14 protein-coding genes are annotated in these 15,033 nt (G+C 55.7%); 4 read left to right on the top strand and 10 right to left on the bottom strand.

Annotated elements, in window-relative coordinates:
- The first annotated feature begins 34 nt into the window (after positions 1-34).
- Entirely contained in the window at positions 35-286 is a 252-nt protein-coding gene (locus tag EST62_RS08115) for a hypothetical protein (protein ID WP_129051599.1), read from the top strand.
- Positions 287-916: 630 nt separating this feature from the next.
- A complete protein-coding gene (locus tag EST62_RS08110; RefSeq protein WP_245153547.1) occupies positions 917-1,213 on the top strand; it encodes a C-GCAxxG-C-C family (seleno)protein in 297 nt (98 codons plus the stop codon).
- A 24-nt stretch (positions 1,214-1,237) separates the two neighbouring features.
- Here the strand turns inward: EST62_RS08110 and EST62_RS08105 are convergent, their stop codons facing one another.
- From EST62_RS08105 to EST62_RS08080, 6 genes are all read right to left on the bottom strand, one after another.
- Positions 1,238-1,546 carry a HigA family addiction module antitoxin gene (locus EST62_RS08105; protein ID WP_129051598.1) on the bottom strand — a complete coding sequence of 103 codons (309 nt, stop codon included), beginning with the start codon at positions 1,544-1,546 and terminating at the stop codon, positions 1,238-1,240.
- A 188-nt stretch (positions 1,547-1,734) separates the two neighbouring features.
- Positions 1,735-3,651: a molecular chaperone DnaK gene (gene dnaK, locus EST62_RS08100; protein WP_129051597.1), complete on the bottom strand. Its 1,917-nt coding sequence runs from the start codon at positions 3,649-3,651 to the stop codon at positions 1,735-1,737.
- 79 nt (positions 3,652-3,730) lie between these two features.
- Complete coding sequence (locus EST62_RS08095; RefSeq protein ID WP_129051596.1) at positions 3,731-4,129, bottom strand: Hsp20/alpha crystallin family protein; 399 nt, start codon at positions 4,127-4,129, stop codon at positions 3,731-3,733.
- 376 nt (positions 4,130-4,505) lie between these two features.
- Positions 4,506-4,895 (bottom strand): helix-turn-helix transcriptional regulator, encoded by a 390-nt coding sequence (locus EST62_RS08090; RefSeq protein WP_129051595.1) that lies wholly within the window; start codon positions 4,893-4,895, stop codon positions 4,506-4,508.
- 165 nt (positions 4,896-5,060) lie between these two features.
- Positions 5,061-5,288, bottom strand: a complete 228-nt coding sequence (locus EST62_RS08085) for an anti-sigma factor (protein ID WP_129051594.1) — start codon at positions 5,286-5,288, stop codon at positions 5,061-5,063.
- 36 nt (positions 5,289-5,324) lie between these two features.
- On the bottom strand, positions 5,325-5,921 hold the full coding sequence (locus EST62_RS08080; protein ID WP_129051593.1) for a sigma-70 family RNA polymerase sigma factor: 597 nt from the start codon (positions 5,919-5,921) through the stop codon (positions 5,325-5,327).
- A gap of 186 nt (positions 5,922-6,107) precedes the next feature.
- On the opposite strand from EST62_RS08080, the gene EST62_RS08075 reads away from it, so the two are divergent.
- Positions 6,108-7,619 carry an FAD-dependent oxidoreductase gene (locus tag EST62_RS08075; protein WP_129051592.1) on the top strand — a complete coding sequence of 504 codons (1,512 nt, stop codon included), beginning with the start codon at positions 6,108-6,110 and terminating at the stop codon, positions 7,617-7,619.
- Between the two features lie 109 nt (positions 7,620-7,728).
- Here EST62_RS08075 and EST62_RS08070 read toward each other — a convergent pair whose 3' ends face one another.
- The 4 genes from EST62_RS08070 to mfd all read right to left on the bottom strand — a co-directional run bounded on the left by EST62_RS08070 (position 7,729) and on the right by mfd (position 14,028).
- Complete coding sequence (locus tag EST62_RS08070) at positions 7,729-8,949, bottom strand: alanine dehydrogenase (RefSeq protein ID WP_167599256.1); 1,221 nt, start codon at positions 8,947-8,949, stop codon at positions 7,729-7,731.
- Positions 8,950-9,053: 104 nt separating this feature from the next.
- A complete protein-coding gene (locus EST62_RS08065; protein ID WP_129051631.1) occupies positions 9,054-9,731 on the bottom strand; it encodes a 2Fe-2S iron-sulfur cluster-binding protein in 678 nt (225 codons plus the stop codon).
- Positions 9,732-9,904: 173 nt separating this feature from the next.
- Positions 9,905-10,573, bottom strand: coding sequence for a 2Fe-2S iron-sulfur cluster-binding protein (locus tag EST62_RS08060; protein WP_129051591.1), 669 nt, complete (start codon positions 10,571-10,573; stop codon positions 9,905-9,907).
- A 158-nt stretch (positions 10,574-10,731) separates the two neighbouring features.
- Complete coding sequence (gene mfd / locus EST62_RS08055; protein WP_167599255.1) at positions 10,732-14,028, bottom strand: transcription-repair coupling factor; 3,297 nt, start codon at positions 14,026-14,028, stop codon at positions 10,732-10,734.
- A gap of 496 nt (positions 14,029-14,524) precedes the next feature.
- Between mfd and EST62_RS08050 the strand changes: the two genes are divergently transcribed.
- Positions 14,525-14,947 carry a hypothetical protein gene (locus tag EST62_RS08050; RefSeq protein WP_129051589.1) on the top strand — a complete coding sequence of 141 codons (423 nt, stop codon included), beginning with the start codon at positions 14,525-14,527 and terminating at the stop codon, positions 14,945-14,947.
- The last annotated feature ends 86 nt before the right edge of the window (positions 14,948-15,033 follow it).

The raw sequence follows: 15,033 nt of genomic DNA, 5'->3' as shown, positions 1-15,033 counted from the left end.
TTATGGTAAACTGCCTGGTTGTTACCCGAAAAGGATGATGGCAACGGATGCCCGGAACGCCATTCTCTCAGGCCCATCGTCAAAGAAAAAAGATGATTGGCAGGGGTATGCTTTCATGAAATTCCAAACCACTCTGAAAAACATTCTTTTTTCTTATGGTAATGTAACATTCCATATAAATCAGATGCAACCTGGATTTTATAATCAAAGTTTCCGTTTCTTATTGTTTTTGAGGAATTTACGGCAGTTCGGCAAAAGAGCGGGCGGCCAGGCGTTACTAAAATGAACAACATGACATTGATGCGCCATTTCTGGCAGGTTCGATGTCGATAGGAACAAGTTTTAGACGCTCTTTTCAATATTATTATTGTATATGATAATGCCTTTTTTTGGGTGGAATATATATTTAACAGTGTATCAGCTTTCATCTTGAGGCAAGTCTGTTTTTTATGCGATAGTCGATGCAAGGGTTTCGGATGCGGATTTTTTTGAACAACAGGTGGACAAGAATTTGCAGAGAGTTTTCGGGGTTCATCGCGACAAGTCGTGGTGAACCCCGAAAAAGAACGTTGACTTTTTCAAAAACCAGCGACATCTCTGTTATTACTCCGGCAACAATAAATCGCAATTTCACCCATTGTAAAAGGTTGGGCTAAAGCCCTGATTTATATTGCTTTATCAGCGTACCCCGGACTAAAGTCCGGGGCAATTGTTTAAGAGTTTTCATGGCCGGAGTAATAACACTTAGAGCCGGACACTGCATCTATCATAATTCCTCTCCCGTAATCCCATGCAAAGAAAAGAAAAAGCGTTGGAGTTGTTCAGCAACCGTTGGCAATTGCGGCCAAGCGGTGTTTGCGGCTTTTCGGGTGGCGGGGGCGCTTGACGAGGCGGGTGCGTGGGATAGGGCGGCGGGATGTACGGCGCGGTGAGTGGGGCGCTTTTGGCGCTGTCGATGCGCTACGGCGGCATGGGCGGCAGCGGGGAGCTGGCGAATAAACGGAAAACCTGCGAGCCTGGGCGGCAGTTCATGGCGGAGTTCGAGAAGCGCATGGGTTCATGCCGTTGCGAATCGATTCTCGGCCTCAACATCGGCGAGCCGGAAAATCTGCAACAAGCTCGTAAACGGAAACTCTTTGAAACCGTTTGCGTCGATATGGTTGGTAGGGCCTCGGATATTCTGGAGGAGATGCTCAGTGCCGACGTTCCCTGACGGGTTGAGATCGCCGTCGGGCGGTTACTCTTCCATCTGAAAAACGGAGACTTCGCGCTGGATGGCTTCGCCGTGCTCTTCGTAAGCTCTCTCAAGATCGTACTGCATCTGCATTCCAAACCAGAACTGCGCCGAATTGCCGAAAAACCTCGCCAGACGCCACGCGGTATCGGCATCAATGTTACGCTTGCCTTGCAGAATGTCTTCGATCTCCGTTTCCGGAAGATTCAACCCCTCGGCGACCGTGGTGCTGCTCAATTGCATGGGGGTGAGGAACTCTTCAGAGAGAATCTCTCCTGGATGAAGCGTTTTCATTTTTGTTCTCGGAAGCATGATCTCTTCTCCTCTGATCTCCCTGCATTTCGGAATAGTGCCTTGTTCACTCAGTTTACCATTAATTCATGGATAATGCTTCCGGATTCGATCAAAGAACGCACAGCGATTCTCAAAATGGCAAGAAAACCAAAAAGCCCCGTTCGTACTGACGCGGGGCTTTTTGGTTATGATTGGCTCAATGGCGCTTACTTGTCGTCGCCGTCGATCACTTCGTATTCGGCGTTGACCGCTCCGTCGCCGCCCTTGCCGGACTGACCCGCCTGGCCGTCGGTTTGAGGCTGCGGGCCGGGCTGGGGTTCTGCGCCGGGCTGCTGGTAGAGGTTGGAGGCTGCTTCGCCCCAGACCTTGCTCAGCTCGTCCATCGCAGGCTTGATCGCCTCGGCGCTGCCGCTCTTGTGCGCTTCCTTCAGCTTTTCGAGCGCGCTCTCGATCTCGGCTTTCTTGTCCGCCGGGAGCTTGTCGCCAAGCTCGGTGAGCTGCTTTTCGGTGCTGAAGATGAGCGAGTCGGCGGAGTTCCTGATTTCGATCTCCTCTTTGCGCTTCTGGTCTTCGGCGGCGTGAGCTTTGGCGTCCTCTTTCATCTTTTCGATTTCAGCCTCGGTGAGCTTGCCGCTGGCCTCGATCTTGATGCTCTGCTCCTTGCCGCTCGCCTTGTCTTTGGCCGATACGTTCAGGATGCCGTTGGCGTCGATGTCGAAGGTCACTTCGATCTGCGGAATGCCGCGCGGCGCGGGCGGAATGTCGCCGAGGTGGAACCTGCCGAGCGTTTTGTTGTCGGTGGCCATCGGGCGCTCGCCCTGCAAAACGTGCACTTCGACCGAGGTCTGGTTGTCACCGGCGGTCGAGAAGACCTCCTGCTTGCGGGTCGGGATCGTGCTGTTGGCCTCGATCAGCCTGGTCATCACGCCGCCGAGGGTTTCGATACCGAGCGACAGCGGAGTGACGTCGAGCAAGAGCACGTCGGTGACGTCTCCCTTGAGTACGCCGCCCTGGATAGCTGCGCCGATGGCGACCACCTCGTCGGGGTTCACGCTCTTGTTCGGCTCCTTGCCGAAGAACTCCTTCACGAGCGCCTGCACCTTCGGGATGCGGGTCGAACCGCCGACCAGCACCACCTCATCGATCTCCTTCATGTCGAGCTTGGAGTTCTTGAGCGCACGGCGGCAAGGTTCGAGCACCTTGTCGAACAGGGTGGCGCTCATCGCCTCGAACTTGGCGCGGGTCAGGTTGATGACCAGGTGCTTCGGCCCCTCCTGCGTCGCGGTGATGAACGGAAGGTTGATCTCGGTGTCGGTGCGCGATGACAGCTCGATCTTCGCTTTTTCGGCGGCCTCTTTCAGGCGCTGCAATGCGATAGCGTCCTTGCGCAGGTCGATTCCCTCCTGCTTCTTGAACTCGTCGGCCAGAAAGTCGATGACCACCTGGTCGAAGTCGTCACCGCCGAGGTGGGTGTCGCCATCGGTCGATTTGACCTCGAAGACGCCGTCGCCCAGTTCGAGAATCGAGATGTCGAAGGTGCCGCCACCGAGGTCGAACACCGCGACTTTCTCATTCTGCTGTTTCTTGTCGAGGCCGTAGGCGAGCGCTGCCGCCGTCGGCTCGTTGATGATGCGCTTGACTTCGAGACCCGCGATGCGGCCCGCGTCTTTGGTGGCCTGGCGCTGGGCGTCGTTGAAGTAGGCCGGTACGGTGATGACCGCTTCGGTCACTTTTTCGCCGAGGAAGTCTTCGGCCGTCTGCTTCATCTTCTGAAGGATCATGGCCGAAATCTCCTGGGGAGAGTAGGTCTTGTCGCCGATCTTTACCTTGGCGTCGCCGCCCTCGTTGACCACGTCATACGACGCGAACTTTTTTTCGTTCGGCACTTCGTCGTACTTGCGGCCCATGAAGCGCTTGATCGAAAAGATGGTGTTTTTCGGGTTGGTAACGGCCTGGCGTTTCGCCGCCTGGCCAACGAGCCTTTCGCCCGTCTTGGTGAAGGCGACCATCGACGGTGTCGTGCGGTTGCCTTCGGAGTTTTCTATGACCGTCGGCTGGGTTCCCTGCATAACCGATACGCAGGAGTTTGTGGTGCCGAGGTCGATTCCGATAATTTTACCCATGATGTGTAAGTCCTTTTTTTAATGGTTTTGATCTACGTCGAACGCCTCCTTTTTGCGTGGAGGCGTTCGGGAGAATCGTTTAGCTGATTGAAATTTCCTTGGTTTTCCTGACCGGCTGGGTTTTCGGCAGGGTCACATGCAGTACGCCGTTGTCGTAGGTCGCGCCGATGTTCTCCTGGTCGATGATTTCGCCGATGTTGAAGCTGCGTGAGAATGAACCGTAGGTTCTCTCAACCCTGTGGTAATCCTTCTTTTTCTGCTCTTCCTCGTGGGTGCGCTCGGCCTTGATGGTGAGCACGTCATCCTCGATGTTCAGCGCGATCCGCTCTTTTGCAATGCCTGGAAGCTCGGCATCGAGATGGTAGGCATGTTCGTCTTCGGAAATATCGACTTTGAACGATGGGGCGGCAGGCATCTGGTTGCCGCTCCATATATCATCGAACAGCCTCATCGGGTCTTTCGCTATTTTCATCAACATGATGGTCTCCTTTGTGCTTTGTTTGTATGTACTCTCTGTTGGTTTGGCGATCATCGACCGCCTATGGTATTAAATCATCAAAAGCCGTGCCAAAGCAATATGTTCAATTTATGCCTTGTTCGTGTCTGACAAAAAAGCGCTTTTTTGTGCGCTATCTGACATGATGGCGGTCATTTTGTCAGGTTTTTGGGCGGTGAGTGGAGTGGTGGATAAAAACGGGAGAGGCTGATCGGGGCAAAAGAAGGGTGTTCAAAGGGGATAGCATCGCGCGTCAATCGAAGTTTTTCGATGGCAGAGCGGGTGGCTGCACTGGTGAAAATAAAAAAGGGCGATAACCTGGATCGCCCTTTAGTCGGTTCTGTCTTTGTAAAATTGTTCAGGTTGTAAGGTTGGTGTTCACTTTCTGAATCCAGCTCAGCCGGTCCTGAAGATTTTCAACCACGCTTTTCGAAATGAGGAAGCAGGCGTAAACGATGCTGTCGTCCGAAATCCTGTAATAACACTTGAGTCCCTCTTTGCGGCGGTTGACCACGCCATTGTCGTGCATGAGCGCCAGGTGCTTGGAGATGTTCGCCTGGCTCGCGCCGACCTCCTTGACGATCTCCTGAACGGTGCGTTCGCGGTCGCAGAGAGTCCTCAGAATTTTAAGCCGCATCGGCTCGGAAAGCAGCTTGAACCGGTTCGATACAGCTTCGAGCATCTCATCCGGCATGTTGAAGTGCCATTTTTTTACTTCTTCCTCTGTAATCGTCATCGATTTGCTCATATCGCAATCCTGTTAAAGCCTTTTTGCGCCATTTCAACGGCTCGAGTTGAAAACTTATTCCGATATATAGTTATTAAATCATATTAATCAAACCAAAAAAACATCCTTAACATCCGTTGCATGAATGCCGGATTTCAGGGGATATACTGCATGGAGGGGAGGGCCTCAGTAGGTGATGCTCGTTAGCCTGGTGATTGACTCGACAAGGCTTGTGGGCGCCTTGACGCGAACGATGCGTTCCCTGATGATGATTTTGGTCTTTTTCGCATCCTGAAACTCGGCTCGGCATTCAGGACATTCAGCAAGGTGTTGCGCAAGCTCTTCCTCTTCTTTCGGGGTGAGTTCCCCGTCGATAGCCGCGCTCATGAGCACCATCGCTTTACTACAATTCATGGCAGTCAACTGATAAATTGATTGGATTTCAAGGAGTCATTCACCGGATTCGGTGTTGTACCCGTGCTTATTGGCGTAATCTTCAAGTTTGGCACGCAACAGTTTTCTACCTCTGTACAGACGTGAACGAACCGTTCCGATCGGGCTTTCGACCATGTTGGCAATCTCCTCATAGGTAAATCCTTCAATGTCACACAACTGTATGACCTCCCTGAACTCTTCGGGAAGTGACTGCAATGCCTGGTAAACCTCTTCGTGAAAGAGGGAGTGGAAAAAATCGGACTCGGCTTCTGTGGTGTCGCTCTGTACGTCCTTGATCGTATGGTAAAAATCCTTGATCAGGTCGTAATCGACTTTTCCGGGTTCCCTCGCGTTTTTACGAAATTTGTTAATGTAGTTGTTTTTGAGAATTTTGAACAGCCATGCCTTGCAGTTTGTTCCCCGTTCGAAGGAATTGAAAAATTTATATGCCTTGAGGTAGGTTTCCTGCACCAGGTCATGGGCGTCGTCAGGGTTCATCGTGAGGTGCAGCGCATAGTTGTAGAGTGAGTTGATATGGACGACCGCTTCCTCCTGAAACTCTTGCTGTTTGACTTGTTCCTGAGCCGTGAGCGATTGCTTATTCTCTTTCATATGGCGTGTTTTTACCGGATGCTTTGAGGGGATTTTTGCTGAACTGAGCCGCGATGTTTCAATAACCCGTGATCGTGATGTTCCTGACAACAAATATAAAAATATATCTTTAGAGAACTTTGAGTCAAGCACCAAATAGTGGTTTTGCGCCAGAAGGCTTGACCCAGCACAAAAAAAGTTTGAAAAATGGCTGAAACGGTTGATGTCATTGTTATCGGCGCAGGTATCGGAGGCCTGACGGCGGCGGCGTTGTTGCAGGAGCGCGGCTTTTCGACCATTGTGCTTGAAAAGAACAGGTTCCCCGGCGGAAGCTGCTCGTCGTTTCAGAAGGGCGGATACACCTTTGACGCCGGGGCGTCGGTGTTTTACGGCTTTTGCGATGACGATGCCAAGGGGACGCTCAACCTGCATTCGCGGATTTTTCGCAAACTCGGCGTTGAGGTCGAGACCATTGCCGATCCGGTGCAGATTCACTACCACTTGCCGGCGGGTTTCGAGGTCCCGGCTTGGTTCGACCGCGACCGGTTTCTCGAATCGCTCTGCCGCCGCTTTCCGCATGAGCGGGCGGGCATCCGGAAATTTTACGACGAGCTCGAATCGGTCTATGCCATTCTCAATGCCCTGCCCGCCGGATCGCTCGAAGATGTGATGCATCTGGGGATTGTGGGCGCGAAGCATCCGCTCAAGGTAATGGCGCTTGGCGTCAAGACGCTCTTTTCGATGGGCAAGGTGGCGCGGCGTTGCATCAGCGACAGGGAGCTGCTGCGCTTCATCGATCTCGAATCGTACTCGTGGTCGGTGCAGGACGCTATTTCGACGCCACTGGTCAACGCGGGCATCTGCCTGGCCGACCGGCACCACGGCGGCATCAACTATCCTGTCGGCGGCGCGGGAGCCATTCCGGCGGCGCTGGTGAAGGGGATCGAAAAGTTCGGCGGTTCGATCCGGTTTGGCAGCGAAGTGGCGAAGGTGATTGTCGAGAAGGGCGTGGCGGTCGGCGTCCGGCTCTCTGACGGCGCGGAGGTGAGGTCGAGGGCGGTGGTCAGCAACGCCACCGCGTGGGACACCTTCAGGAAACTCGTGGACGATCCCCGGCTGCGGATTCCGGACGATCGCTTCATCAAGGCGCCGAGCTGGTTCCAGCTCTGGCTCGGAGTCGATGGCGCGATCGTGCCGCCGGAATTTCACATGCACCACATCATTGTCGGTGACTGGTCGAAGTACGACCAGCTTGGCGGCACGATCTACTTCTCCGCGCCCTCGGTGCTCGACCCGTCGCTCGCGCCGCCCGGCAAGCACGCGCTGCACCTCTTCGTGACCGCCGAAACGACGCAGTGGGATCGGTACGACTATCGCGGCGCGGAATACAAAGCCGCCAAAGAGGCCTTCGCCCGCTCGCTCATCGCGCGAGCCGAACGCCTCCTGCCGGGCTTGCAGGAGGCCATCGAACTCACGGTGACGGCCACGCCGCAGACGCACGTGCGTTACCTCAACCGCCGCGACGGCTCGTACGGCCCGCTGCTCAAGCCGGGCCAGAACGTGCTGCTCAAGCCGCAGAACCGCACGCCGGTAAGGAATTTATATGCCGCCGGAGACAGCACCTTCCCTGGCCAGGGCGTGATCGCCGTGACCTACTCAGGAGTTTCGTGCGCCTCGTACATTGCGCGGCAACTGGGCAAGCCGCTGGATTACCTGTGAGCCGGGCGTAGTATGGACTGAGTGGACGGCGTGGACTTTGTGGACGAGGAATGCCTGAAGAGGTTGTTCTTCTTCAATTCATAATTCATAATTCAGCATTCATTCTTCGCTACGCTGTGGCGAGCAGCATGTCGATTTCGCGGAAGGGGAGGTCGGTCAGCTCGGCGAGGATTTTCCTGGTGACGTACCCTTTGTAGAGGTAGGCGCCTTTCCGGAGGCTGTGGCTGTTCCAGAGAATTTCCGGAATGGTTTGGTGCGCGTTCAGCTTGAGCAGGAACGGCAGGAGCGTGTTGGTCAAAGCGTAGGTTGCGGTTTTGGCGACTGCTGACGGGATGTTCGGTACGCAGTAGTGCGTTACGCCATGCTTGACGTAAATCGGGTTGGTGTGCGTCGTGTGGCGGCTGGTGCCGAAGCAGGCTCCCTGATCGATCGACACGTCGATAATGACCGAGCCGGGCTTCATCGATTGCACTATCTGTTCGCTCACCAGCGGCTTGTTGAGCTTTAGCTTGGGACTGAGCGCGCCGATCATCACATCGGACATTTTTGCGAGTTGGGCGATATAGTGCTCGTTGGCGATGGCCGTCACCAAGTGGCGGTTGAAGAACGCTTCAAAACGCCGCAAACGGTTGATCTCCTTGTCGATCACCGTCACCTGCGCACCGAGGCCGAGCGCGTCCTGCGCGGCGAACAGGCCCACCGTGCCCGCGCCGATGATGGTGACGTGCGCGGGCGGCACTCCGGCAATGCCGCCGAGCAGAATGCCGCTCCCGCCGTAACCGGTTTCGAGGTATTTGGCCGCTGTCTGGATGGCCAGCGATCCGGCGATTTCGCTCAGCGTCCGGACGATGGGCAGCTCGCCGTCCCGCGTTTCAATGAACTCGAAGCCAAGCGCCGTGATGTTCTTGTCGATCAGCGTTTTGAGCATCTGGCGACTCACCGTGCCGAGATGCACCGCCGAGATGAGCATCTGGCCGGGCAGGAGAAGGTGCAGCTCTTCGGGCTGCGGCGGCGAGACCTTGACAATGACGTTGGCCTCGGAGTACAGCTCCTCCGGCGATTCGGCGATAATTGCGCCCGCTTCGGCGTAATCCTGATCGTGAAAATTGCAGAAACAGCCTGCGTCACTTTCGACCACCACCCGGATGCCTTGTTCCGAGAGTATCTGAACGCCCGCCGGTGAAAGCGCGACGCGACGCTCGTCCTGTGCTCGCTCTTTCGGAACGGCGATGGAGATATTCATCGTCTTTTCCGGCTTGAGCAGCCAGCGTTCGAGAGTTTTGACTCCGAGTTCAAATTCGAGAGTTCCAAAGTCGGAAGAGTAGCCCATCGTCGGTCAAATCGTCAGAATTTCTGAAACAGCTCTCGGCATTGCTATTACGCTCCCGGAGACCGTCGATGGCTGCCGGGGGCGCGGGTCAAGGTTTGTACGGCTTATTTTGCCGAGATGGTAATGCGCTCGACGGCTTCCGCCGGTTTGTCGTGGGTGGCGCAGGTCGAACCCGGCAGGTGCAGCCGCCCGCCGCTGACTGAGCACAGCGCGCCAGACGCGGTGTCGAGCGCCCCTTTGGCGGTACTGCCCGCCATGTCGAGCGGGGCTTGCATGAAGGGAAAGGTTTCGATGAAATTGTTCATGGCAAGCTGTGACGCCGGGCCGAGGCCGCTGGCGATCTTGCCGAGAGAATCGACGGGATTGAGCCGTCCGGACTGCACTCTCGACACGATGCTCGAAACGCCGGAGGGGAGCTTGTTGGTCACGTTGTAACCAATCGTTTGCGCGTAGGTAATGAAGCCGGGCGCGTTCAGTCCGAGCACGATTCTGCGGAATTTTTCGGCGCGGGTCAGCATCCGGATCGTTCCCTCCTTGACGATGGTGGTGCGGCAGGCGAGGCGTCCGCCCTCGGCGAAAAGTTTGTCGGAGATAAAGGCCTTTTCATCTTCGCCCGGTAGGGAGAGGCAGTCGGCCCCTTCGAGCACATAGACGAAACAGCTCTGGCAGATGGCGTTGCCGCCGCAGATGTAGCCGATGTGCGATTTGTTGCGTTTTGCGGCGTTGAGCAGCAGATCGCCGACCTGCGCTTCACACGGTCTGTCGTTGATGTAGATAGTCATGGCGGTAAGATTGTCATTGGTGAACGATGGCTTGTCGAATGAGTCGCCGGGAGATTTTTCCATGCAGAAATATACCTCCGGTACGATGGGTTTCAAAGAGTACTTCAAGCGTTATTTCGCCAAATGAGCGAAAATGAAAAAAGCCGGGAGTTCCGGCTTTTTTCAGACGCGGGTCAGTTGCAGGTAGCGCCGCACTCCTGATGGAGCTGGAGTCCCTCGGGAGAGACGATCCTGCGGTGACCGTTGTTACATTCCGCCCTTTTTGCAAGGATCGCCGCCACATCGCCGCCGTAGCCATCTCCTGCTCCGGGTTCGGGTTTTTCCGCCGAACGCTTCACTCCGAACAAGTCCTGTATGGCTTCGATCACGAGCTGAATGGCGTCACCTATGCCCGCCGCGACATCGTGAAGCAATTGTGTCGGTTCAAGCGCATGTTCCCCCTTTTCACGCTGCGCCTGAAAAACGATCGTGTCAGTGAACTTGACCGCCGACTCCCAACCCATCTTGCCCATATATGCCGGAAGCTGGAGCGGATTTTCGAGGGTCATCCTTTTGGCTGCCTCGACCTCGGAGAGAATCGTAATTTTGCCCGGTTTTTCTATGAGGGTCTGGCAGGCCATTCGCGTACCCTCCTTTATCAGCCTGTCGGAAAGCATCGCTTTTTCGGCGTCGCTCATCGGCGAAAGCAGCTCCGCACCTTCGAGCACCCTGACGTAACAGGTCTGGCAGATTGCGTTTCCGCCGCAAAAGTAACCAATATGGCTGTGATGAGCGCGAGCTACATCGAGCAATCTATCCCCAACCTGGGCGGAACATTTTCGGTTGTTTATGGTGGTATTCATCACTGTATGATTTTATGTTTATGAAGTGAATTGCTTCATAATTCCAATAACCGTTCGGTTTCGGGAAATAGTTTCTAACAATTGTTAAAAGTTGGGGAGGGGAGAATAGGACTTATAAGTCCTATTCGACCTATAAGTCCTATAGGAGGGAGAACGGGCTACGTGGTTTCGCTCGCAACCTCTCTCTCCGCAATGCTTTTCAGCAGCGCTTCGTACCGGTCGATGAGCGCCAGCGGAGCGGTGTCGGCGTTGGCAGGGTGCTGGAAGACGAGCTTCATCTTTTTTTCGTGCCTGAACTGCGGGTGGTACTCCCTGATCGCGCCGTTTTGCAGTGAAACGATCAGCCGATGGAAAAAGGCGCTGTCGTAGAACTCTTTGTCGTCGTCCGATGGCAGGAAGATGGTGGCGGTCGAGGGCTGGAGGTCGATCTTTTCGAGGCCGAGCGACGAGCCGAGGTGCTTCAGGCGGGCGAGCGCCAGCAGGTTCCGCACCTCCTCCGGCATCGCGCCGAAGCGGTCTTCCAGCTCTCTGGCAATGCTCTGGAGCGCCGCATCGTCACCTGTTTTCGAGATGCGGTCGTAGCACGAAAAGCGCTCCTGCGTGGCGGTGATGTAATAATCGGGAAGAAGCGCGTCGAAGAAGAAAATCATGTCGCACGGCCTCTGCGGCTTGAGCGCGGCCTTTTCGCTGTCGCTGAAGATGTGGCTGAACTCGGTGAGCTTGAGTTCGGCCACGGTCTCCTCGATCATCTTCTGGTAAAGATCGAAGCCGATTTCGTGGATGAAGCCCGACTGCTCCGCGCCGAGCAGATTGCCCGCGCCGCGAATGTCGAGGTCGCGCAAGGCGACGTTGATGCCGGAGCCAAGCTCCGTGAAGCTCTCGATCACCGCGATGCGCTGGATCGCCTCGCGCTTGAGCGTGTGCAAGGGCGGCGTAACCAGGTAGCAGTACGCCTTGCGTTCGCTGCGGCCCACGCGCCCCCGGAGCTGGTACAAATCCGACAGGCCGAACATGTCGGCGCGGTTGATGATGATCGTGTTGGCGTTGGAAATGTCGAGGCCCGAACCGATGATGGAGGTCGAAATGAGCACGTCGAGCTCCTGCTGCATGAAGTCCATCATGACGTTTTCCAGCTCCTTTGCGGGCATCTGTCCATGCGCCGAGGCCATGCGGGCGTAGGGCACGAGTTCGCGCAACTTGCGCTCGGTCTCTTCGAGGCTGGCGATGCGGTTGTGCAGAAAGAATATCTGCCCCTCGCGCTGGATTTCACGGCGGATGGCCGACTGGATCGTCGCCGAATCGTACTCGGTAATGATTGTCTCGACCGGCTGGCGGTTCTTGGGCGGCGTCGAAACGATGGAGATGTCGCGCGCGCCGAGCATCGAGAACTGCATGGTGCGCGGAATCGGCGTGGCCGACATGGTGAGCGTATCGACGCCGGGGAACTGGTGGCGCAGTTTCTCCTTGACCTCCACGCCGAAGTGCTGCTCCTCGTCGATGACGAGCAGGCCCAACTCCTTGAACACCACATCTTTCGAGACCAGCCGGTGCGTACCGATGACGATGTCCACCGCTCCGGAGGCGATGCGCTCGATCGTCTCCTTCTGCTGCTTTCGCGGCACGAAGCGGCTCAGTACGGCGATGTTCACCGGAAAGTTCTCGAAGCGCCGGGCGAACGACTCGCCGTGCTGATGGGTCAGAATCGTGGTCGGCGTCAGGATCGCCACCTGCTTTTTGCCCTCGACCGCCTTGAAGGCCGCGCGCATGGCGATTTCGGTCTTGCCGAATCCGGCGTCGCCGCAGATGAGCCGATCCATTGGCGAGGGGGACTGCATGTCCTTTTTGACCTCCTGGATCGCCTTGAGCTGGTCGGGGGTCTCCTCGAACATGAAGGAGGCCTCGAACTCGCGCTGGAAGATCGAGTCCGGCCCGAAGGCGAAGCCGGGCGTCATCTTGCGCTCGGCGTAAACCCGGATCAGCTTGGCGGCGATGTCGCGCAATTTCTTGCGAACCTTCTCCTTTTTGACGCTCCACTTCGAACTGCCGAGCTTCGAGAGGCTGGGCAGCGAACCCTCCGACGCGGTGTATTTCGAGAGCAGGTTGATGTTCTGCACGTTAACGAAGAGCTGGTCGCCGCCCTCGTACTCCACCAGCACGCACTCCTGCTCCGAATCACCCACCTGGATCGTTTCGAGCGACCGGAACACGCCGACGCCGTAATCTTCGTGCACGACGTAATCGCCCACCTTGAGGCGCTGCAACTCCTTGAGCGAAATGCCCCGAACCTTGCGCTTGCGGTGCGTTTTGTGGGTGTGGAACTTGCCGAAAATGTCCGACTCGGTGTAGAGATTCAGCTCGCCGAACACGAAGCCGGAGTGCAGGTTGGCCGGAATCCACTCGATGGCGTCCGGCGATTTGTCGGCGTTCTCGTCGGCGATGAACTCCGCCAGCTCCTCGATTTCGCGCTTCGATGCGACGGCGAAGAGCGGCTTCAGCCCTTGCCCGGCCTCCTCCTGCAATCGTCCCGCCAGCAGGCGGAAGTTGCCATGCAGCCGCTGCTGCTCGCCCGAAGCGAAGTCGATGCCCGCTTTTTCGAGTCGGTGGATCACCACGTGCCGGAAGCGGGGGAGCGCCGCTTCGAGCAGAAGGCGGTTCGCGGCGCTTGCCATCGCCGTGGCGTCGTCGATGACGATGATTGTGGACTCCGGAAGATAGTCGAGCAGACTGGCCGGTTGGGCCTCTGCCGCCACGTCCTGCGTGAAACTGCCGAACAGATCGGCCGACTCGATGGCCGAGGTCGAAAGCTGGCTGTCGGTGTCGAAATTCCTGAGCGAGCTGACCGTGTCGCCGAAAAATTCGATGCGCACCGGCTCGCGGCTGCCGTAGCAGAAGACATCGATGATCGAACCGCGTATCGAAAATTCGCCTTCATTCTCGACGAACTCCCGTTTCTCGAAGCCGTTTTGTTTCAGGAACGCCATCAGCGCGTCGTAGCCGGCGTCCGCGTTGGTGGCGAGCGAAAAGAGCCGTTCGTTCGATGCATCCGTGCGGCACACCTCGACGCCGAGATCCTCAAACGCCGCCAGCACCACCAGCTTTTCGCGCCGCGAGAGCATTCCGAGCGCAGGAGAGAGTTCATCGGCGGTGTTGCGGATGGGCTTGCCGCCGAGCAGGAGCGGCAGATCGTTGTCGTAAACTTCCTCCTCGTCGGCGCTGCAAAAGATCGCCACCGGCGCGTCGAACTCGTGGAACAACCCGGCGGCAATGAACGGCGCGAGCGACCCCCGAACGCCGCAAACGCTTACGGCACTGCGCTCTCCAGCTGTTGCCGACACTGAAAGCGCATCGCGGAGGGCGCGATACGGAGCCGATGCGGCAAGGCTGTCGAGTACGAGATCGACCGGTCTTTTGACGATACTGGCGAACTGAGGCGCAGGATTAGCGGAAAATTTCATGCAAGGACGTCGATACGGATTTCGGACAAAAGGAGAGACCTCCATGGAGGTATTCCGTGAAGCAATCGCACCAGCCGCCCGGCGGAGTGAATGGTTGAACCTGTTCAGGTTTCTGTAATAATTCGGGTAATATAATAAAGAGGCTTTATTCAGGAAGAAATAGCGGCGATGATGCGTAACGAGTTCCGAGATGGGCGTGATGTGCCGGGAGATGGCATCTATACGGCAGAACTTCGCGCAGGTGGGGTGGTGAGGGCTGGGGATGAGCTTATTGGAATGTGAGGCGTGACAGGGAACTATCGCGGTAAAGTGTTGGTAGAGTCAAAAACGCGCGTTAGATTTACACTTAGGTAATCTGATTTGTGGTGAAGATTTCAAAGTTGTCTGATTCACGTATATTTTGTCTGCGTTTTCCGGGTTGGGTGGATTATTCGACGCGAGTCTAAGAATTTAGTAACAGCAACTTACGCAGAGAAAAAAAGAAATAGAAGAGAACATGAGTGCTGATTATTTCCGTAAAGATCAGGCTGACGGTGTAACGGCACCTGATTTGTCGAAAGATTGCTCTTTTTCAGAGCATATAGTCCGTGCGAGGGGAAAAAGGACGCAACTCACAAGTGTTTCTTTATCACCGGAAAAAATCCGGGATTTTGGCCCAGTATTGTATCAAGCATTACAGCCAGAGATCAACAGTGATGGGCACGCATTGGTACAGCATTCTGATCTCATGTCCGCATTGCGAGATGCTGCTAACAGTTCTCAAAAGGAAGAACGCGCACGAGCAATCCAGGCTCAGCGATATGCCAGGCGACGCAAGGAAGGTGTGTTGCAATGGTCGTTCGACGTGACCGGTGTTGAAAAAAAAGATATGATCACTTGGGCGTTTAAAAATATCCAAAAGTATTTTAAAAGGGAGTAATGGTGGAGGAGCTATTTTCGTGCAGAAACTGCATCCATGATTGCGGACAGAGTCCGCTTATTGGTAGAGGTCCTGGCTTTTGTGTA

The organism is Chlorobaculum sp. 24CR (assembly GCF_004118635.1).
Taxonomy (GTDB): domain Bacteria; phylum Bacteroidota; class Chlorobiia; order Chlorobiales; family Chlorobiaceae; genus Chlorobaculum.
Note: the sequence above shows the minus strand (reverse complement) of the source record. Positions and strands in the feature narration are given on the sequence as shown.